Raw genomic sequence first — 19,669 nt, 5'->3', positions numbered from 1 at the left:
GGCCCTGGATGAAAACGCTCTGGAAGAACTGTCACATCGCAACCATGGCACACGGCAAATACTCGATCATCGAGGATGCCGCCATCGTGACTTCCGGAGCGTACATCGAATGGATCGGGCCTCAGGATCAGGTGGCGGAAACGGACTATGAAAACTGTACCGATCTGGGCGGAGCATGGGTCACGCCCGGTCTGATCGACTGTCACACCCACACCGTGTTCGGCGGCAACCGCAGCGGCGAATTCGAGCAGCGGTTGCAAGGCGTGAGCTACGCCGACATCGCAGCCGCAGGCGGCGGCATCGCCAGCACCGTACGAGCCACCCGTGCCGCGACCGAAGACGAGCTGTACATCAGCGCAGAACGTCGCTTGCGGCATCTGTTCAAGGATGGCGTGACCACTGTCGAGATGAAGTCCGGCTACGGGCTGGATCTGGAGAACGAACGCAAGTTGCTGCGCGTGATCCGTCGTCTCGGCAATACCCAACCTGTGACCGTGCGCAGCACCTGCCTGGCCGCCCACGCGCTGCCGCCTGAATACGCCAACCGCGCCGACGACTACATCCACCACATCTGCAACGAAATGCTCCCGGCGCTGGCCGCCGAAGGGCTGGTGGATGCCGTGGACGCGTTCTGTGAGTACCTGGCGTTTTCCCCGGCGCAGGTCGAGCAGGTGTTCATCACCGCCGGCCAGCTCGGCCTGCCGGTGAAGCTGCACGCCGAACAGCTCTCGTCGCTGGGCGGTTCAAGTCTGGCGGCGCGCTACAAGGCCCTGTCGGCGGACCATCTGGAGTTCATGACCGAAGAGGACGTCATCGCCATGGCCGCGTCGGGCACGGTCGCCGTGCTGCTGCCGGGCGCCTACTACTTCCTGCGCGAGACGCAACTGCCGCCGATGGATGCGCTGCGCAAACATGGCGTGCCCATTGCGATTTCCACCGACATGAACCCCGGCACCTCCCCCGGCCTGTCGCTGCGCTTGATGCTCAACATGGCCTGCACGCTGTTCCGCATGACGCCAGAAGAAGCACTGGCAGGCGTCACACTCAACGCAGCCAAAGCGCTGGGCATGGGCGATACACACGGTTCGCTGGAAGTCGGCAAGACGGCGGATTTCGTCGCCTGGGACATCGAGCGACCGGCTGATCTGGCGTATTGGCTGGGCGGCGATCTGGACAAACGCGTCGTGCGTCATGGCGTCGAATCACTGGTTTAAAGGAGAAGATTGTGGACAACGTTCTGACATTCACTCGCGGCCGACTTCCGCTGCTGATCAGCATGCCCCACGCGGGCCTCAAGCTCACGCCTGCGGTGGAAGCCGGGCTGGTGGACGAGGCGCTGAGCCTGCCCGACACCGACTGGCACATTCCGCGTCTGTACGACTTCGCCGCCGAACTGGGCGCCAGCACCCTGGCGGCCGAGTATTCGCGATTCGTCATCGACCTCAATCGTCCGTCTGACGACAAACCGATGTATGCCGGTGCGACCACGGGGCTGTTTCCATCGATCCTGTTCGACGGCGTGCCGCTGTTCAAGGAAGGACAAACGCCGGCGCCTGAAGAGCGGGCGAAGTATCTGGAGCAGATCTGGGCGCCATATCACCAGACGCTGGAGCAGGAACTGCAACGGTTGCGCGACGAGTTCGGCTACGCGCTGCTGTTCGATGCGCACTCGATTCGCGGCCACGTCCCGCACCTGTTCGATGGCCGTCTGCCAGACTTCAACCTCGGCACCTTCAACGGCGCCAGCTGCGACGCGGAACTGGCCAGCAGGCTGGAACAGGTCTGTGCATCTGCCAAGGATTACAGCCACGTGCTGAACGGTCGCTTCAAGGGTGGCCACATCACCCGCCATTACGGCGACCCGGCGAACAACATCCACGCCGTGCAGTTGGAACTGGCGCAAAGCACCTACATGGAAGAATTCGCCCCCTTCCACTACCGCCCGGACCTGGCCGAACCGACCCGCAACGTCCTCAGGCCACTGCTCGAAACACTCATCGCCTGGGGACAGGAGCGGTTTGGTCGGTAGCACACTCGCTCCGCGGTGTGACGCAGAGCATGGGCATGATCAGGTTCGGAAGTTGCTCACTTCTTGAGCAACCGCAACCCGTTGAACACCACCAGCAAACTCACGCCCATGTCGGCAAACACGGCCATCCACATGGTCGCCAGTCCGGCGAAGGTGATGCCGATGAACAACACCTTGGTGACAATCGCCAGCACGATGTTTTGCTTGAGCACTGCCGAGGTCCTGCGCGACAGGCGGATGAACGCCGGAATCTTGCGCAGATCGTCGTCCATCAGCGCAACATCCGCCGTCTCGATCGCCGTATCAGTCCCCGCCGCCGCCATCGCGAAACCAATCTCGGAACGTGCCAGTGCAGGCGCATCGTTGATGCCGTCGCCGACCATCCCGACGCGGTGTTTTTGCGCATACAGCCCCTCAATCGCCGCCAGCTTGTCCGCAGGGAGCAGGTTGCCCAGCGCCTGATCGATCCCCACCTGATCGGCAATCGCCTTGGCGGTATGCGGGTTGTCGCCGGTCAGCATCAGCGTCTTGATGCCCAACTCATGCAACTCGGCGATGGCCTGACGACTGGTTTCCTTGACCGTATCGGCAACCGCAAACAGCGCCAGTGGACCGGTTGAGTCGAGCAGCAGCACCACGCTCTTGCCCTGCATTTCCAGTGCGTCCAGACGTGCTTCCAGCTCAGGCGAGCACAGCCCCAGTTCTTCCACCAGACGATGATTGCCCAAGTGGTACAGGCGACCATTGATCTCGCCCTTCACACCGCGCCCGCCCAGCGCTTCGAAATTCACCACCTCATGCACGGCAGCGCCCGCTTCGGCCGCCTTGGCAATGGCCTGGGAAACCGGGTGATCCGAGCGACCCGCAAGGCTTGCGGCGATGGCAGGCGCGGTGTCGGCTGCATCAGCCTGCAACGCCGCGTAGTCGGTCTGCACCGGCTTGCCATGCGTCAGGGTGCCGGTCTTGTCGAGCGCCAGGTAATCCAGCTTCTCGCCCATTTCCAGGTACACGCCGCCCTTGATCAAAATACCCTTGCGCGCCGCAGCCGCCAGACCGCTGACAATGGTCACAGGCGTAGAGATCACCAGCGCACACGGACACGCAACGACCAGCAGCACCAGCGCGCGGTAGATCCAGTCGAACCATGCGCCGCCAAAAAACAGCGGCGCCACCAGCGCAACCGCCAGAGCCACCACAAACACCACGGGCGTGTAGATGCGCGAAAAGCTGTCGACGAAGCGCTGGGTCGGCGCACGCGAACCCTGAGCGGCTTCGACTGCATGGATGATCCGCGCCAGCGTCGAGTTGTTCGCCGCGGCCGTCACGCGGTACTCCAGCGAGCCCGCCTGATTGATGGTGCCCGCAAACACCTTGTCGCCTACTGCCTTCTCGACCGGCAGGCTCTCTCCGGTAATCGAAGCCTGATCAATGGTCGATTGCCCGGACACGACTTCACCGTCCAGCGCGATACGCTCGCCCGGTTTTACCCGCACGATGGCTTCCAGTTCGACCTTTTTGGCATCCACTTCCAGCCAGCTTCCGTCCGCCTGACGAACCGTTGCCAGCTCCGGCGTCAACTGCATCAAACCACTGATCGCGTTACGCGCACGGTCCAGCGACTTGGCTTCAATGAGCTCGGCCACGGTGAACAGGAACATCACCATCGCCGCCTCAGGCCATTGGCCGATCAGCACAGCGCCGGTCACGGCGATGCTCATCAACGCATTGATGTTCAGGTTGAAGTTCTTGAGCGCGATCCAGCCTTTCTTGTAGGTCGTGAGGCCACAACTGAAGATCGACACCAGCGCCAGCAGCGCCACGACCCAGGTCGGGCCCAGCGAAGCAAAGTGCACCACTTCGGCAGCCAGCGCAGCGACGCCGGACAGCGCCAGCGGCCACCAGTGTTTCTTCGGCGCAGGTGCAGCGGCGACGTCAGAATCAGCGCCCTCTTCGATCAGATCGGCCTGCATGCCCAGCGAACCGATGGCCTCGCGGATCGGATCGGTCGACGGCAGGTCATGCCAGACGCCGAGGATGCGATTGATCAGGTTGAACTCCAGTTTCTGCACACCGGCCAGCTTGCCCAGCTTGTTCTGGATCAGGGTCTGCTCGGTCGGGCAGTCCATCGCTTCGATACGAAAACTGCTCAACCGTGCATCGGCTGACGAGGCATTATCGAGCGTCACAACGGCAGGCGCTGCCTTGCTGGAGCAGCACGAATGCGCATGCTCTGCGTGCACCTCTTCGTGCTCGTCATGACCGTGTGTCGGGGTAACTTTGCTGATCGGGCCCATTTGGCGCGCTCCTGGATTCTGCTTGTTGCCAAGTGAACACCCTGTAGCCACTATAGGGTCAAGCGCTAAAACGAGAGGCAGCCCATGAAGATCGGTGAACTGGCAAAGTTGACGGATACGCAGGTCGAAACGGTCCGTTATTACGAGCGCGAAGGCCTGCTGCCCGCGCCTGCGCGCAGCGATGGCAACTACCGGCTGTACACCCAGGCCCATGTGGAGCGGCTGTCGTTCATCCGCAACTGCCGCAGCCTGGACATGACGCTGGAAGAGATTCGCAGTTTGCTGAGTCTGCGTGACAGCCCACAGGATCAATGCGAAAGCGTGAACGCGCTGATCGACGAGCACATCGAACACGTCAACGCCCGCGTCGCCAGCCTTCAGGCACTGCAGCAACAACTGCTCGACCTTCGCCAGCGTTGCGGCAGCGGCGAGGCTGATCACTGCGCGATTCTGGAAAGACTGGAAGTGACCGGCGCCGTCGCGTCACCCGAAGGCGAGCCCTCGCATGTGGGGCGCAGTCACAGTCATTGAGGCTGCATGCGTGATCTGATCCTGGCTGTCACACAGCCTCAAAGCCATCCATATACAGGGCCTGATAACGCACCATGGTGTCGCTGAGCCGCTGCCTGAGGTAGCCGTTTGCATGACCCAGCGCCTTCAGAATCTGCTCGGACTCGACCAGGTAGGACGCCCGCTTGGCGTGTGTCCACTTGGCAGGCGCTGACTGCAGATTGGTGATGCGGTCGCACAGCTTGACCGCCGCCGCTTCACGGGAGTGTTCGGCGATACCCTGAAAATAACGCTCCTCGGAAAACGGCACGATCAGGTTCTTGCTCAGGCACGCAACCGTTGATGCAACCTCTGCACCAAACGCTTCCGCCAACTGCGCTGTCGTCACATCGGTGTCTTCCACCACGTCATGCAACAGCGCGGCAGGCAGGGCAATCTCGAATGCACCGACGGGTTCCTCGCGATGGGCGAAGATCAGCTCATTGGCCACCATCGCCACGTGGGTGGTGTAAGGAAGATCCGAGCTGGTCATCGTCTGCCCGACATGAGCGTGGGAGGCGAACAGCCAGGCTTTGTTGTAGAGATGTTGCAGGTCGAAGGTAGGCATCAGATGGTTCCTTTGCTGACGGGTCTGGCTGACAACAGCTTGAATCTTCGAGTTGATAGGGACTGTGGGAGGCGGCTTGCCGGCGATGGCGTCAGGTCAGCCACTCATGGGTAGCGCGGGAAACCGAATTGTGGACAAGCCGCCTCTGTATCAAACACTTTGTAATTTGCTGAAACCTGCTTCTGCCCGGAGGGCGTGGGAGCTCTCGGAGGTTACGACGGCAGCGATGGGCTGCGTAGCGGCCCCAGGTTGCATCTGACACACCGCAGGTGCAGGCTTTGCTACCGGTTCCCGGCAGATCGCCGGCATGCCGCCTCCCACAGTCCGGTGTTTTCTGCGCGACAGCGCTACGTCGAAGACGTGGTGGAACCTCGTGCAAAAACGCGTTCACTCGGCAAGACCTGCTGTCTGGAAACAGAGCACACGCCACGCGCACTAGCCCTTCGGCACATCCTCGATCGTCGGCTCGGACTCAGCCTCCGGCTCTTCAGCCGCAGGAGGTTCAGGGGTCAGGTCCAAAAGATCAGGCCCATCGTCCTCAACACCTTCTTCCTCACCCTCCTCAGGCTCCACCACCAAAGGTGCCAGCAGACTCGGATCGGTCACGCCCGTCAGTTTCTTGCGCAGACGCTGCAGATCCCCGACGCTCAGCTTCAACAGCTTGGCCGACTTGGTCTTGAGCAACTGGGTGACGCTTTCTTCCTCGCCCAACTGCGCCATCTGCCCTGCGAGGTTCATTGCCAGCACCTCGCGCTTGTAGATGCCGGTGTTGTACTGATAAACCGCCGCGATCAGCTCGCGCAGTTCCAGCGGCAGACGCCAGCGGGTGCGCAGTGCAGAACCAAAGGAGGCCGAATACTGCTCCAGCGCCTGATCGATGGCCTGTTCATTCAGCTCACCGCCTGCCAGCAGCCACTCCTGCAGACAGCCCAGCACCGCCAGATCGCCCAGCGATTGCAGCATCCCGGCGCAGAAGCAGCGCTCGACATCCAGCTCCAGCATGCCGCCCAGAATGCGGGCGTAATCCGCCGTGCGTTGCGACAGTGTCCAGAACTGACTGGCCTTGGCCAACAGCGCATCGCTGGTCAGCACCGCCATGCGCTTTTTGGCCAGACCCGAGGCGATAGCCGCCGTCTGCGGCGCGCCGAGTACCGCCATTGCGCCGCCCAGGGTCTGCACAGGCTTTCCCAAATGCTGAGCCGCCGTATTCGCGGCCGCGATGAGCACCGCCGTAATGTGCGGATCGTTGCGCAACTCCTGCTCCAGCAACGTCGCATCAAGACCGCTCGCCCCCTGGCTCAGCTGAATCGCATTGGGCACGTCAACAAACAGCGGCGCGCCATCGGCTACATCGCGACGCTTTTCCAGAAACTTCATCAACGTCAGGCCCGGCGTCAGCGCAGGCATGTCGCCCGGTGCAGCCGCACGACGTCCCAGCAACAGCCCTTCCAGACGCTGCTTCAAGCCCACGGTATCGATGGGTTTGGTCAGGTAAGCCGTCGGCGCGAGCGGCAGGACTTCACGCACGCTGGCCGCATCACTGCGGTTGCTGATCAGAATGAACGGGATCGGCGGCTGACGACGCAGGTTACGAATGCCGCGCAAAAGGCTCAGTCCATCGATGGCGGGCAGTTCACGCGCAGCGATGACCAGATCCGGCAGGTGTTTCTTCATCCATTCGATGGCTTGCCTGCCGTCGGTGCACATCTCCAGTTCGATATCGCCACGCACACTCAGCACCAGCTCGCTGAGTGTTTCGCGAACCCACGGATCAGACTCAGCAATCAATACGCGAGGTACCGCGGGTAAAACTACAGCAGTCATCAGGACTCTCCGACATCGATGCGTTCACCTTAGCCAAAGCCTTCGCCCGGATATAGCCAAAACAGTGAAATACCTTCGTTCAGACCAAAAAAAACCCGTCGAAACGGGCTTTTTTTGTCTGTTTGGTCACAAATCAACCAATCCGTGACCGCACAGTAGATCAGGCAATTTCAGCGAAACACTCTTCGAGAATAGCCAGACCTTTGGTCAGCAGTTCGTCCTCGGCAGTCAGCGGCACCAGCACGCGCAGCACGTTGCCATAGGTGCCGCACGACAGCAGGATCAGGCCCTTGTCACGCGCCTTGGCCACAACCTGAGCCACGGCCGCCGCGTTCGGCTTGTGCGAGTCGCCGTCTTCGAACAGCTCCAGCGCGATCATTGCGCCCAGCGCACGGACTTCGCCGATGACCGGGTGCTTGGCCTGGATGGCTTTCAGACCAGTGACCAAGCGCTCGCCGACCGACTTGCAACGCTCCAGCAGGTTCTCTTCTTCGAAGATATCCAGCACCGCCAGCGCCGCCGCACAGGCGACCGGGCTACCGGCGTAGGTGCCGCCCAGACCGCCCGGCGCGATGGCATCCATGTATTCGGCCTTGCCGCACACGCCCGCCAGCGGGAAGCCGCCTGCAATGGACTTGGCGAAAGTGGTCAGGTCGGCCGCAACGCCCATCTGTTCCATGGCGAAGAAAGTGCCGGTACGGCCAGCGCCCGTCTGCACTTCGTCAGCGATCAGCAGAATGCCGTGCTTGTCGCACAGCTCGCGCAGACGCAGCATGAAAGCTTTCGGCGCCACGTAGAAACCACCTTCGCCCTGCACAGGCTCGATGATGATGGCGGCAATGTCCTTCGGCTCGGCGTCGTTCTTGAAGATGCGCTCGATGCTGGCGATGGAATCGTCAACGCTCACGCCATGCAGCTCGCACGGGTACAGCGCGCGGAAGATACCGCCGGGCATCAGGCCCATGCCGGCCGAGTACGGCACGACCTTGCCAGTCAGACCCAGGGTCATCATGGTGCGGCCGTGGTAAGCGCCGGTGAACGCGATCACGCCAGCACGGCCCGTGGCAGCGCGGGCAATCTTTACAGCGTTTTCGACCGCTTCGGAACCGGTGGTGACCAGCAGGGTTTTCTTCTCGAAATCACCCGGCACCTTGGCGTTGATCTTCTCGCACAGCTCGACATACGGCTCGTAAGCCAGCACCTGGAAGCAGGTGTGCGTCAGCTTGGTCAGCTGTTCCTGCACAGCCGCAACGATTTTCGGGTGCAGGTGACCGGTGTTCAGCACCGCAATACCGCCCGCGAAGTCGATGAACTCACGACCTTCAACGTCGGTGACGGTGGCGTTCTTCGCCGAAGCAGCGAAGATCGGGTGAATCTGACCCACGCCGCGCGGGACGGCAGCATGGCGGCGTTGCATCAGGGAGTCGTTTGTCTTGCTCATGTATTCCTCATTCGCCGCTCATCGGTCGGCGTAGCTCAAGGATCAAGCGGGCTGGATCAGTTGCAACAGCATACGATGATCGACTGTCGCAGCCTTCAGGCCACCAATAAGTTTCGGGTGCAGCAAAAGCCGATGACACGTCGCTCTCGCGCGCCATCGGCTGCAATAACTCTGGTTGGGCAGTCTGGATCAGACCGACAGGCAGAGGTATTTGATTTCCAGATAATCTTCGATGCCGTACTTGGAGCCTTCACGGCCCAAGCCCGAGGACTTGATGCCGCCGAACGGTGCCAGCTCGTTGGAGATCAGGCCGGTGTTGATACCCACCATGCCGTACTCCAGCGCCTCGGCCACACGGAACACGCGGCTCATGTTCTGAGCATAGAAGTACGACGCCAGACCGAACTCGGTGTCGTTGGCCATCTCGATCACTTCGGCTTCATCCTTGAAGCGGAACAGCGGTGCCAGCGGGCCGAAGGTTTCTTCCTTCGCGACGGCGGCATCTTTCGATACGTTGACCAGAATAGTCGGTTCGAAGAACGAGCCTTCCATGCTGTTGCCACCGGACAGGACCTTGGCGCCCTTGCTCACGGCATCGGCAATGTGTTCCTTGACCTTGGCCACAGCCTTGTCGTCGATCAGCGGACCGGTGGTGATGCCCTCTTCCAGACCGTTACCGATCTTGAGCTTGCCCACGGCAACCTTGAGCTTCTCGGCGAACGCGTCGTACACCGCATCCTGCACATAGATGCGGTTGGCGCAGACGCAGGTCTGACCGTTGTTGCGGTACTTGGAGATCATCGCGCCTTCAACCGCCTTATCCAGGTCGGCATCGTCGAACACGATGAACGGCGCATTGCCGCCCAGCTCCAGCGAGACTTTCTTGATGTCCTTGGCGCATTCGGCCATCAGTTGACGACCAATGTCGGTCGAACCCGTGAAGGACAGCTTGCGCACGATCGGGTTGCCGGTCAGCTCGCTGCCGATATCGCCCGCGCTGCCCGTCACCACACTGAACACGCCCGCCGGGATACCCGCACGCTCGGCCAGTTCAGCCAGCGCCAGTGCCGAGTAAGGCGTCTGCGAAGCAGGCTTGAGCACCATGGTGCAACCCGCCGCCAGCGCAGGACCGGCTTTACGGGTGATCATCGCGGCCGGGAAGTTCCACGGCGTAATCGCAGCCGTCACACCAATCGGCTGCTTGAGCACGATCAGACGCTTGTCCGGCTGGTGACCGGGAATCACATCGCCGTAGACGCGCTTGGCCTCTTCCGCGAACCACTCAATAAAGGAAGCGGCATACGCAATCTCGCCCTTGGCCTCGGCCAGCGGCTTGCCCTGCTCCAGCGTCATCAACAGACCCAGGTCGTCCTGGTTCTCGATCATCAGCTCGAACCAGCGACGCAACTTGTTGCCCCGCTCCTTGGCGGTCAACGCACGCCAGGCCGGCAGCGCCTTGTCAGCCGCCTCAATCGCACGACGCGTCTCGGCCGCGCCCATCTTCGGCACAGTCCCGAGAATCTCGTTGGTTGCAGGGTTATTGACCTTGATCGACTGACCACCGTCCGCATCCAGCCACTGGCCGTTGATGTAGGCTTGCTGGCGGAACAGTTTGGAATCTTTGAGCTGCATGTCGGCCTCCTAAACAGCACCGCACAAGGGCGGAGCGAACAAATGAATATCGATGCACCCCAATTGGAAGTCATCGCCGGGAAAACATTCCATCGGCCTGAGCGATGCGCGGCGTATAGAAAGCGCGAAGACCGAACAAGAGCGTTTGAAATCTCAAACGAATCCTAGGGACTGCGGGGTTAAAGGACAATAGCCTGTTCGAAAAAAAGAACGGGGTGTTGAGGTGGGAATGGAGGTTTTGTCTGGTTTGCAGGCGCGGGATAGGTAAAGCGTGCGAAATCGACAACAGCCGCTCGCCAGCATGGACGCCCGCCCATCAGATGAGTATCATGGCGCCCGCGTTGCACCAGTAGCTCAGCTGGATAGAGTACTGCCCTCCGAAGGCAGGGGTCATGGGTTCGAATCCCGTCTGGTGCACCATATTGTTATCTGGGTGTTTTTTGAACAGTCCGAGAAGAATTTTGAAGAGCCCGCCATGTGCGGGCTTTTTTGTTTTTGGGCTTCTTATGCCCCCATTGGAAAAAAACTCCCGCCACATGCCAACGCTGGAAATAGGCCAGCCTATAGCTGTAGCGACTAGCTGCGGAAGCTCAGGGGGCTGATTGAAGTCGAGGACACCGTAGGCTGACCATGGTCCAGTACTCGGAGGTGTAAGCCACGCCCCGTTATTCTGGCGCGTCCATTGGTCGCAAAAAGCCCACCGGAGCGGGCTTTCTGTGGGGCTCGCTGAACATAGGACGCGTTATAGAAACACCAAAGACAATGCGCCAGAAAAATTGCTGCGGTCGAAGTCCTATTAATTTTCAATTAAACGTGAAATTCAAATCGCTTCGTATTGCAAGGCAGTTTCTTTTAGCATCTCACTAAAACTGTAGATGTCATCGAGAGTTGCTATCGGATGCCTGGTTTCACCTTTGTCTTTCTCAAATATGCCGATGTACTTTTGAGCACGATTGAAATGTAACCGCGTAATAGGCTTCCTGTTGTTGTCATCCAAGAGAATACCAAAGTAACTTTGGGTATCGCGATGGTTAATCCGCTTAGCATCCACCACCGTACGTATGATGGACTTGACGATGTGAAAACCTTCCATCTCTTCCACAGTAGTAACTATTCGATCCTCCGCTGGAACATCTTTCTCGGGACTTGTATTGGCCTCTATCAGTTGCTCAGCGGCGGTAGGCACGTTCACCCCGCTCATAGCAGACTTCAATCGATCATTGATTTGGTCGTTCAGAAATTGTGAGGTGGCTTTCCTTGTCAACACGGTGAACTGCTCGCGCACTTTTTGAGTGATAGCACCCTCATAGATACGGGACGCGAAATACCTGACGAAGTCGTCATCAGGCTGACTGAACTGAGCAGCAATCATGCGCTTTATTTGACCGACGTATTTCAGCTCGCCTGCTGCATTTAGAATTGAATCAACATCGAAAGATGATTTTGTCAGCTTTTGAAGCTCAGGGATCGCATGATCATCAATTGCAAGAAGGTCCAATTCTAAGAATGGTTTTTCGTCCATCTTGTTAGGCGCATCAAGGTCTGTGAAAAACCTATAAACCCTACCATTTGTCAATATTGAAATTCTTGCAGTCGTTACATGAAAGTATCGAAACAGCTGACTGGCATGATTTATGTTAAGAGGTTCGCCGACCTTTTTTGTCTCAATTAGAATTTGAATATTTCCATCTTTTACGATGGCATAGTCAATCTTCTCACCTTTCTTCGTTCCTACATCGCAGGTGTATTCGGGGACGACTTCAGAAGGGTCGAACACATCGTAGCCAAGCACCGTATGAATGAACGGCATGACTAGAGCTGTTTTGGTTGCCTCCTCTGTCTGAATCGAGGCAGCTTGCTGCCGAACTTTCGCAGACAGAGAATTGAGTGACTCAAGAAAATCCATTTTTGACGCTCCGTGCTGGGCTCGCAAGCCCTAATCCAATCGGTGAGAGCCTAACGCTACTACGGCAGCTTGGGGAAAGCCACTGGGCACACTTGGCGTTGAGGAGAAAGGCAAGACTCGGCGAGCAGCATCAGCGTCATTTGGAGTATTTCGAGGCGGTTTTCGTCATGTAACAAAGGAACTATCACCCGCGACTGAGCGGGACCGTAGCAAAATTTGGGTGTAATAGAAAAATATTTAAACCATTGATTTACAGACTTAAGGTATCTTCCTGCAACCAGTTATTCAGGAATTCAACTTCCGATCCGACTTGCCTCTGCTCCCGATTAATCACCAACAGGTGCTTGGGCTGAACAGGCCAACGTCCATTGCTGCGACCGGCAGCAATCGACCGATTCTGTTGAAAAGGTCGGAAGCGGTTTTCATGACAGAAAAATACGCGATCGCTGCCGGACCTCCATCAAGGTTGAACTCCCTGCCGATCATGCACGCAGCACTCAGCAATCGCCCCTCTTAAAACACCATCCCCCCAGCCACATCGATCGTACTGCCCGTCACCCACCCAGCATCCTCAGACACCGCAAACGCCACTGCCGCCGCAATGTCCTTCGGCTTGCCCACGCGTCCCATCGGGGTCTTGGCGATGAAGAACTCGTCCATTCCCTTGGCCGACTCGGCGTTGCCTTCGGTGTGAATAAACCCGGGCGCGATGCCGATGACGCGGATTGCGCGCGGTCCCAGCTCCATCGCCAGTGAGCGGGTCAGGGTGTTGACCGCGCCTTTGGTGGCGCTGTAGACGTGCACGCTGGGGTACGGGCTGTGTGCGAGCCCTGAGCTGATGTTGATGATGGCGGCACCCGCCTGCATGACGCGGGCAGCGGCCTGGGTGGTGAGCAGCAGGCCACGGACGTTGAGGTTGAAGTGCTCGTCGAAGCTTTGGGCGGTCAGGTCTTCTAGGGTGTCGGGGTGATAGATGCCGGCGTTGTTGATCAGGATGTCGAGACGTCCGAATGCCTGAACTGCGGCGTCGATCAGAGGGGCGATTTGCGCAGGGTCGGAGATGTCGGCTTTGCAGGCGAGGGCCTGGCCTCCGGCTGCAATGATGCGCGAGACCACTTTGTCTGCGTCTTCAGCGCTGCGTGAATAGTTGATCACGACTTTTGCGCCATCGGCGGCCAGACGCTCGGCGATACCTGCGCCGATGCCTTTCGAGGCCCCTGTGACGATGGCAACTTTTCCGGAAAGGTTACTCATGAGTGACTGCTCCATAGACGGTGAGCAGGCATGGTAGGCTGCGCGATATCTCTGAATAAGCCGGGTTAACCGCATGCAGCATGAAGCACTGCTTCACAATGGTGTTCTGCCCCCGGAGCTGCTGCCGGGGATCGCGGCCTTTGCCCAGGTGGCTCAGCACGGGAGTTTCACCAAGGCCGCAGCGCAGATGGGAATATCGCCGTCTGCGTTGTCGCAGACCATTCGGACGTTTGAAGCACGCTTGGGGGTGAGGCTGCTGGAGCGCTCGACGCGGCGGGTGGCGGTTACTGAAATAGGCCGACGTTTTCTTGATCAGGCACAGCCTGGGCTGACTGCGCTGACCAGCGCGCTGGAAGATGTGAACGAGGCGCGCGACAAGCCTGCAGGTCTGCTGCGCCTCAATCTGTCCCGCACGGCGGTCGACATTCTGTTGATGCCGCATCTGGTGGCGTTCATGGATGCGTATCCTGACATCACCGTAGAGATCAATTGTGATAACTCGCTGCTGGACATCGTCGCGGGCGGCTTCGATGCGGGTATTCGAGTAGGCGAGAACCTTGCACAGGATGTGGTAGCGGTACCGCTGGGTGACGCGCATCGGATTGCCACGGTTGCCGCGCCGGGTTACCTGAAGGGCCGCACCGTTCCGCGTCATCCGGAGGATCTGACCGACCATCGCTGCGTCAATGTGCGTCTGCCCAGCGGCCTGTATCGCTGGGAGTTCAGTTACGACGGCCGGATCGTCACCTACCAGCCACAAGGCCCTCTGATCACCAATGACGCCGACACGCTGATCCACGCCATACGAGCGGGCGCCGGGATCGGTTGTTCATTCGAGGTGCAGTTTCAGGAAGATATCGAACGTGGAAATCTGGTGCCGTTGCTTGAGCCGTGGTGGCCTGAGTTTTCGGGATTTTATCTTTACTATTCGAGCCGGGTTAATGTGCCGCGCAAGCTGCGGGTCTTTATTGACTTCATGAGAGCGCGCTTCGAAAACGCCAGGCACTTTTAGGTGCAATGTCACTACAGAGATCATTCGAAGAGGAGACAACCGTATGCCTACCGGAACGATCATGAATGACGCTTGAGCAGGTGCTAACGGATTTCGATCTCTGGCTGACCGGCTTTGGTAAACGCTACTTGCATGTGAACACGGGAGGCGATGAGTACGTGGGCTGCATCGTTGAGGCCGATGATGTCGAAAGCATGATTGCAATGGCGCAGCAGGCAGGGATCAAAACAGGGCTTGATGCTTTTTGAATCCGCGACGGTAATCACTGATCGCGTGCGCTGCTGTCGGGCACTGTTGACGTCTAGATAGGCTTATCGTTTCATGAGTCGTACGAACGGGATGGGACATAGAAACACTGGTGCAGACCGAGATGGGATAGACGTGTGGTGTGGCGACGGTATTTCTATACACTTCCTTCCCACTCGCTCCAATCGTCAAGGATAAAACGATGCGAATCCAGCCTATAGCCCTCGCCGCCCTCAGTGCCTTGCTGCTGACTGCCTGCAGCGAAAGCCCCTCGGATGAGAATATTCAAGCAGCGCTGCAGCCCCGCCTGGAAGGCGCCTCATGCGTCACCGCACCGATGTTCAAAAGCTTCCCGGTGACCTTGAGCGACAGCTTTTCCAGCGGCGTATCCAAAGGCAACGCGCCCGCCTTCGATGCGTTAGTGGAGGCCGGTCTGCTGGCCAAAAGCGACGCCACCTACACCCTCACCGAACCTGGCCGCACCGCTTATGTACCGCAGGCGTCCGGCTTCTGCTACGCCCAGGGTTATGAGATCGCCAAGATCCAGAACACCACCGCCAACACCCAGCAGATGGGCCCCGCCGTGGAAAAATCCTGGGTGGTGACCGTAGACATCCGTCAGCAACCCATCGCCGCCTGGGCCAAAACCCCTGCCATCGAAAAACTGGCACGCAACCCGGAAGTCCTCTCCGACGCACCCAAGACCTACAACGTAACCGTGGGCAAGGTGAAGGGCGAACAGGCGCTGAAACTGATCGACCCACGTTTCTCGATTATGCGCGGCATCAGCGTCAGCCAAGGGTTCTGACCAGCCGAACGGATGGCTCGCGCTGGAGAAATCCCAAAACGACCTTATGTGGAATAGCCACCTTGGCCGTCTCGGGACCGTTCGCCCTCCGATGTGAGGTGCCTGCAACGAACCTTTCTATGACCGCTTGTGGCCCAGAGTATGTGAAAAGCCAAAGCAGACGTTCGATTTCGTCCCCTGACGGCCCATAGCTGCAGGTCAGTACAGGCAGGAACTGGCCAGAAATGGCACTCTTAGGCAGCATATAGGCGCATCAATACACTTCCTGCTCACTATTCATGAACGGACTCGACATTGCGCAAGTTTTTGTTTGCTCTATTCCTCAGCCTCATGGCATTTCTTCTGCTTTCCTTCGTTGTCACGCTATGGCGAAGCCCTTACAGCCTCACTGTTCTGATCGCTTCAGCTTATGAGGAAGGACTGATCGTTAGCCGCGATCCTGGCAAAGCCGCAGAGTGGTATTTAAGCGCTGCAGAAAAAGGCGACCCTGTAGCGCAGTACAAGCTCGGCATCACTCAATACTACGGTCGAGGTATCGGCGCTGATCGACCGAAGGGTCTTCAGTGGATAACGGAATCGGCCGTTCACGGAAACGCAGACGCACAATATTTCATGGGGGTTGCAAGTATCGCGGGCTTGGATTTGCCGAATGACTTTGCCCAAGCTGCGCAATGGTTCAGCAAAGCAGCAGAACAAGGTCATGCCAAGGCTCAACGACAACTCGCTATCCTTTATTACAAAGGTAACGGCGTTGAGGCGAACGACCAACAGGCTTTCATCTGGGCCAGCAAGGCAGGTGCTCAAGGTGATGCCGAGGCTTTGACGCTATTGGGCACTCTCAATTTCCGTGGTAAAGGGACTCCAGCAAATCCTCAAAACGCCGTGAAATTGCTCACCCAAGCGGCCAATGCTGGCGACGGCCTTGCGTTCGAAATGTTGGGCGCGGCTAATTTACATGGCACGGGTATCCCTAAAGACGTACCCACCGCATTGCGTTGGTATACACGTGCTGCCGAGCAGGGCCGGGGCAACGCTCAGTATGTCCTTGGCTACCTCTACAGTAATGGCGGCGATGTGCCGGTGAACTATCCGCTGGCGAATCACTGGCTATTGCAGGCGGCTATTCAAGGAAACGCCGTGGCGCAAGTTACCCTCGCCGCTCATCTCGATAATGGGCAGGGCATTCAGCGTAACAAGCTCAAAGCTTGCGGGTTATTGCGCGTGGCACTCAAACAGACGCTACCGAGCGACATTGCAGGCCCGATGCGCGTGCAGCTTGAGAAGGAGGAGAAAACGCTTTCTCCGCAACAACTGGCTGAGATAGCGACTCTGGAAAACCTCTATTCAAGCCCCGCGGGTCTCAGAGGACTACAAGCTGATCTGACAAGCGAACAATAAGCTGCAAGGTTGACCAGCCCGGTATCGCGTTTTAAACCATTCACACGCCGCCTGCCCCGGCGGCGTTCAGCCCAACGGCTGCATCTTGAATTTCAACTGGAAGTATCTCCGCGCCACGGCCACTCAGTTCTGGAACATGGCCGGAACATCGTTGAAGCAACTGCCGGACGCTATTGTGGTGCCAGTGACCAAGTTGGCGAAGCGACTGTCCACCTCTGCCCGAAAGCCGTCTTTCGTGAGCCTCACATATCGGCCATTTGCAGACATTCATTCACGCATATCCGCCCTACCCTTTTGAAATCGTCAAACTTTCCGCGCCCAGCTTCCGAACATCACATCGCCGATGTAGATGCCTGGAGAAGCTGAACGCTCCTGATCCAGACGCTCTTGCAACGTTTCGATTTCGATCTCTTCTGCCTTGGCCACTCCCAGTGCAATGATGCGCGGCAAGCATGCTTGAACAATGGCACCAAGGCTGTAGGGTGCATCAGGCGTCTGTACCAGGCATTCCGCCCGCACGCTTTCAACGGTCATGCCTGCCTCGGTAAAAATTCTGTGCAAATTGAAACCCATGTGTAGATCCGCCCCTTCGCGCGCAATCATCTCTTGTATCCAGCGTTGCGCTCTTTTATGCAAAGGGAATGGATCAAGGCTGGCAGGCGCCAACGTTGTATCGTGTTCTTGAAAGATCATGACGCCACCGGGGCGCAGGCACTTCGATAATGCTCGGATGGTCGCCACCGCATCCCGTTGATACATCAGGACGCGCCTCCCGACTATCGCGTCAAAAGTACCGATAGACTCTTGCAGCTCCTGGAGTTCGCCCTCACAAAAACTAAGCGAAGGTTGGTCATGTGCTGCGGCGCGCTGGCGTGCAATGGCAACAGAACCGGCGTCATGATCAACACCGATGATCTCTCCGCTTCTTCCCACCAAATCACACAACAGAAAAGATACATCACCCGAACCACAGCCCACGTCCAGGATCCGCATCCCTTGTTGGACGCCCGCGTCGATCAGCAAACGTGTAGTGAATTCGAATCGGTTGATCGACATTATCCAGTCTCTCTGAGTTCTGAAAAGAAATGTTAGGTGCGGTCGGATGATCACTCACATCGGAGGAACCCGTCGTGGTCGGCAGCTTGCGACCACGGTGCCTTGGGCATGCTCAATTCGTGTCAGACAGTGACGCCCATTAGCGCTTTATCCATCACTAATGCACGTTTATACGCATCGCGGTTCGCTTATGGCCAAAAAAATCCGGGCCTCGTATGTCCCGCCATGCGTCGCGCAGCCGATCATCCATGACGAACCTGGCGGGTCACAACATTGTTTTCGAGAGTGTAATAAGTCACCACACAATAGGCTTGTCGTCCCAATCCCAGAAAGTCCCACTGTCAGCCGCTCCATGCGCTCCTACCACCTCAATAATGCGCTCCGCTGAGAAAGCCGGTTCGAAGAGTTGTCCTTCAGGCACGTTCGCCTGAAATGGCTGAGACAGCTCCGTGTCGGTCGTGCCCGGGTGTATGGCCAGAACAGTGGAGGCCTGGTTCAGGCGTTTCAATTCGATGCTGGCCGTATGCAGCAACTGGTTGAGTGCCGCTTTGCTGGCTCTGTAGCTGTACCAGCCGCCCAATCGGTTATCGCCAATAGAGCCAACCCTCGCGGAAAGCGCCGCGAAGGTTGCCGGTTGTTTGCGCAATAAAGGGAGCAGGTGTTTAAGCAGCAGGATTGGCGCAAAAGTGTTGGTCGCGAAGCTCGCTTGCATGCTCGCAAGTGTCAGTTGTGCCAGGCCCTTTTCCGGTTTTGCGCCGTCCTGATGAAGAATGCCAAGCGTGCTGATGACCAAGTGGAGATGCTCGCAGCCTTCAAGCGTGTCACTCACAAGCGCCTCGAGGGCTTGCTCATTGCGCGCGTCGCAGTCGACTCGCTTGAGGCGCTGGCCATATTGCTCTGCAAGCTTTGCCAGCCCTGTGGAGGTGCTGGCTTCTCGCGCGACTGCCCATACCTGAGCCACGTCATCGCGAGCAAGCAAAGCCGCGCACAGTGCCAGGCCGATACCCCGGCTGGCTCCGCATATCAGCACGTTGGCATCGCTGTTCAGTTCGGGTATCAAACTCATGAGGCACCTTCGGGAGCATGGCTGAAGTAGGTTTATGACTCCGGGACGAGGCATGACGTTCAGGTGGACGATAGCGGCCAGCAGTAGAGGGTCAAGGATTCTGATAGATTGTTTGAAATACCTGTCCGAGAACGGCGATCAATGAGAGTTATTCGTAGCAAAGACTTCACCGCCACTCGGGCCTGGGGGGCGGACGACATAGCTAACATGGGTGGAACCACCGTCCGCCTGCACTGGACCGACCAGCCCTATAAGTGGCATGTCAACGATGGTGAGGAAGTTTTCGCCGTCCTCGACGGAACGGTGGATATGCACTATCGCGAGTCAGGCATCGAGCGCGTCGTGACATTGGTGGTTGGCGACGTGTTTTTTGCAGGGGTTGGATGTGAACATGTTGCGCATCCTCGCGGAGAAGCACGGATTCTGGTTATCGAACGTGAGGGCAGCGTTTGAGTTGACCAGGCTATCGCTCGTCATTGCCTATCCAGGCTTATGGATTTGCCTTCCCTAGACTGATGGCGCTTGCGGTGAATCGAGCCAGCTATAGGCTTTGAGCTGCCCGTTATTGATTTCATCCATACCGTCG

General features: G+C 58.3%; 17 protein-coding genes and 1 tRNA gene. 9 read left to right on the top strand and 9 right to left on the bottom strand.

Going from position 1 to position 19,669, the window contains the following annotated elements:
- Positions 1–8 precede the first annotated feature (8 nt).
- Together hutI and hutG are read left to right on the top strand one after the other, a co-directional pair.
- A complete protein-coding gene (gene hutI, locus AO065_RS01155; RefSeq protein WP_004880410.1) occupies positions 9–1,214 on the top strand; it encodes an imidazolonepropionase in 1,206 nt (401 codons plus the stop codon).
- Between the two features lie 11 nt (positions 1,215–1,225).
- Entirely contained in the window at positions 1,226–2,029 is an 804-nt protein-coding gene (gene hutG, locus AO065_RS01150; RefSeq protein ID WP_004880411.1) for an N-formylglutamate deformylase, read from the top strand.
- A 56-nt stretch (positions 2,030–2,085) separates the two neighbouring features.
- Here hutG and AO065_RS01145 read toward each other — a convergent pair whose 3' ends face one another.
- The gene (locus AO065_RS01145; RefSeq protein ID WP_004880413.1) at positions 2,086–4,323 is read right to left on the bottom strand and encodes a heavy metal translocating P-type ATPase; all 2,238 of its coding nucleotides are present in this window, start codon (positions 4,321–4,323) and stop codon (positions 2,086–2,088) included.
- A gap of 84 nt (positions 4,324–4,407) precedes the next feature.
- On the opposite strand from AO065_RS01145, the gene cadR reads away from it, so the two are divergent.
- Positions 4,408–4,854, top strand: coding sequence for a Cd(II)/Pb(II)-responsive transcriptional regulator (cadR, locus tag AO065_RS01140; protein ID WP_004880416.1), 447 nt, complete (start codon positions 4,408–4,410; stop codon positions 4,852–4,854).
- 28 nt (positions 4,855–4,882) lie between these two features.
- Here cadR and AO065_RS01135 read toward each other — a convergent pair whose 3' ends face one another.
- The 4 genes from AO065_RS01135 to gabD all read right to left on the bottom strand — a co-directional run bounded on the left by AO065_RS01135 (position 4,883) and on the right by gabD (position 10,337).
- Positions 4,883–5,440, bottom strand: a complete 558-nt coding sequence (locus AO065_RS01135) for an HD domain-containing protein (protein WP_004880417.1) — start codon at positions 5,438–5,440, stop codon at positions 4,883–4,885.
- A 435-nt stretch (positions 5,441–5,875) separates the two neighbouring features.
- Entirely contained in the window at positions 5,876–7,264 is a 1,389-nt protein-coding gene (locus AO065_RS01130) for an HDOD domain-containing protein (protein WP_032650531.1), read from the bottom strand.
- A 160-nt stretch (positions 7,265–7,424) separates the two neighbouring features.
- Positions 7,425–8,705 (bottom strand): 4-aminobutyrate--2-oxoglutarate transaminase, encoded by a 1,281-nt coding sequence (gene gabT / locus AO065_RS01125; protein WP_004880423.1) that lies wholly within the window; start codon positions 8,703–8,705, stop codon positions 7,425–7,427.
- Between the two features lie 189 nt (positions 8,706–8,894).
- Positions 8,895–10,337 carry an NADP-dependent succinate-semialdehyde dehydrogenase gene (gene gabD / locus AO065_RS01120; RefSeq protein WP_004880425.1) on the bottom strand — a complete coding sequence of 481 codons (1,443 nt, stop codon included), beginning with the start codon at positions 10,335–10,337 and terminating at the stop codon, positions 8,895–8,897.
- A gap of 343 nt (positions 10,338–10,680) precedes the next feature.
- On the opposite strand from gabD, the gene AO065_RS01115 reads away from it, so the two are divergent.
- Positions 10,681–10,757 (top strand) — tRNA-Arg (locus tag AO065_RS01115).
- Between the two features lie 400 nt (positions 10,758–11,157).
- On the opposite strand, the gene AO065_RS01110 is transcribed toward AO065_RS01115, so the two are convergent.
- Both AO065_RS01110 and AO065_RS01105 read right to left on the bottom strand, forming a co-directional pair.
- Positions 11,158–12,243, bottom strand: a complete 1,086-nt coding sequence (locus AO065_RS01110; RefSeq protein WP_004880427.1) for a type I restriction endonuclease — start codon at positions 12,241–12,243, stop codon at positions 11,158–11,160.
- A gap of 513 nt (positions 12,244–12,756) precedes the next feature.
- On the bottom strand, positions 12,757–13,497 hold the full coding sequence (locus tag AO065_RS01105) for an SDR family NAD(P)-dependent oxidoreductase (protein WP_004880429.1): 741 nt from the start codon (positions 13,495–13,497) through the stop codon (positions 12,757–12,759).
- A 73-nt stretch (positions 13,498–13,570) separates the two neighbouring features.
- On the opposite strand from AO065_RS01105, the gene AO065_RS01100 reads away from it, so the two are divergent.
- The 4 genes from AO065_RS01100 to AO065_RS01085 all read left to right on the top strand — a co-directional run bounded on the left by AO065_RS01100 (position 13,571) and on the right by AO065_RS01085 (position 16,961).
- Positions 13,571–14,509 carry a LysR family transcriptional regulator gene (locus tag AO065_RS01100; RefSeq protein WP_004880430.1) on the top strand — a complete coding sequence of 313 codons (939 nt, stop codon included), beginning with the start codon at positions 13,571–13,573 and terminating at the stop codon, positions 14,507–14,509.
- A gap of 65 nt (positions 14,510–14,574) precedes the next feature.
- Positions 14,575–14,757, top strand: coding sequence for a DUF6630 family protein (locus AO065_RS01095; protein ID WP_004880432.1), 183 nt, complete (start codon positions 14,575–14,577; stop codon positions 14,755–14,757).
- A gap of 200 nt (positions 14,758–14,957) precedes the next feature.
- Positions 14,958–15,563 carry a hypothetical protein gene (locus AO065_RS01090; protein ID WP_004880434.1) on the top strand — a complete coding sequence of 202 codons (606 nt, stop codon included), beginning with the start codon at positions 14,958–14,960 and terminating at the stop codon, positions 15,561–15,563.
- Between the two features lie 294 nt (positions 15,564–15,857).
- Positions 15,858–16,961, top strand: coding sequence for a tetratricopeptide repeat protein (locus tag AO065_RS01085; RefSeq protein WP_004880435.1), 1,104 nt, complete (start codon positions 15,858–15,860; stop codon positions 16,959–16,961).
- 303 nt (positions 16,962–17,264) lie between these two features.
- Here the strand turns inward: AO065_RS01085 and AO065_RS01080 are convergent, their stop codons facing one another.
- Entirely contained in the window at positions 17,265–18,017 is a 753-nt protein-coding gene (locus AO065_RS01080) for a methyltransferase domain-containing protein (RefSeq protein ID WP_004880436.1), read from the bottom strand.
- 295 nt (positions 18,018–18,312) lie between these two features.
- Positions 18,313–19,083: an SDR family NAD(P)-dependent oxidoreductase gene (locus tag AO065_RS01075; RefSeq protein ID WP_004880437.1), complete on the bottom strand. Its 771-nt coding sequence runs from the start codon at positions 19,081–19,083 to the stop codon at positions 18,313–18,315.
- Positions 19,084–19,224: 141 nt separating this feature from the next.
- Between AO065_RS01075 and AO065_RS01070 the strand changes: the two genes are divergently transcribed.
- On the top strand, positions 19,225–19,536 hold the full coding sequence (locus tag AO065_RS01070) for a cupin domain-containing protein (protein WP_004880438.1): 312 nt from the start codon (positions 19,225–19,227) through the stop codon (positions 19,534–19,536).
- Positions 19,537–19,669: the final 133 nt, after the last annotated feature.

Source organism: Pseudomonas viridiflava (genome assembly GCF_001642795.1).
Lineage (GTDB): Bacteria > Pseudomonadota > Gammaproteobacteria > Pseudomonadales > Pseudomonadaceae > Aquipseudomonas > Aquipseudomonas viridiflava.
The sequence above is the reverse complement of the archived record's forward strand: the minus strand, read 5'-3'. Positions and strand labels throughout refer to the sequence as shown.

Bases quoted from the DNA above. Each gene is read 5' to 3' on its own strand.
- hutI (WP_004880410.1), top strand. From the start codon at position 9: ATGAAAACGCTCTGGAAGAACTGTCACATCGCAACCATGGCACACGGC.
- AO065_RS01145 (WP_004880413.1), bottom strand. From the start codon at position 4,323: ATGGGCCCGATCAGCAAAGTTACCCCGACACACGGTCATGACGAGCAC.
- cadR (WP_004880416.1), top strand. From the start codon at position 4,408: ATGAAGATCGGTGAACTGGCAAAGTTGACGGATACGCAGGTCGAAACG.
- AO065_RS01135 (WP_004880417.1), bottom strand. From the start codon at position 5,440: ATGCCTACCTTCGACCTGCAACATCTCTACAACAAAGCCTGGCTGTTC.
- AO065_RS01130 (WP_032650531.1), bottom strand. From the start codon at position 7,264: ATGACTGCTGTAGTTTTACCCGCGGTACCTCGCGTATTGATTGCTGAG.
- gabT (WP_004880423.1), bottom strand. From the start codon at position 8,705: ATGAGCAAGACAAACGACTCCCTGATGCAACGCCGCCATGCTGCCGTC.
- gabD (WP_004880425.1), bottom strand. From the start codon at position 10,337: ATGCAGCTCAAAGATTCCAAACTGTTCCGCCAGCAAGCCTACATCAAC.
- AO065_RS01110 (WP_004880427.1), bottom strand. From the start codon at position 12,243: ATGGATTTTCTTGAGTCACTCAATTCTCTGTCTGCGAAAGTTCGGCAG.
- AO065_RS01105 (WP_004880429.1), bottom strand. From the start codon at position 13,497: ATGAGTAACCTTTCCGGAAAAGTTGCCATCGTCACAGGGGCCTCGAAA.
- AO065_RS01100 (WP_004880430.1), top strand. From the start codon at position 13,571: ATGCAGCATGAAGCACTGCTTCACAATGGTGTTCTGCCCCCGGAGCTG.
- AO065_RS01095 (WP_004880432.1), top strand. From the start codon at position 14,575: ATGACGCTTGAGCAGGTGCTAACGGATTTCGATCTCTGGCTGACCGGC.
- AO065_RS01090 (WP_004880434.1), top strand. From the start codon at position 14,958: ATGCGAATCCAGCCTATAGCCCTCGCCGCCCTCAGTGCCTTGCTGCTG.
- AO065_RS01080 (WP_004880436.1), bottom strand. From the start codon at position 18,017: ATGTCGATCAACCGATTCGAATTCACTACACGTTTGCTGATCGACGCG.
- AO065_RS01075 (WP_004880437.1), bottom strand. From the start codon at position 19,083: ATGAGTTTGATACCCGAACTGAACAGCGATGCCAACGTGCTGATATGC.
- AO065_RS01070 (WP_004880438.1), top strand. From the start codon at position 19,225: ATGAGAGTTATTCGTAGCAAAGACTTCACCGCCACTCGGGCCTGGGGG.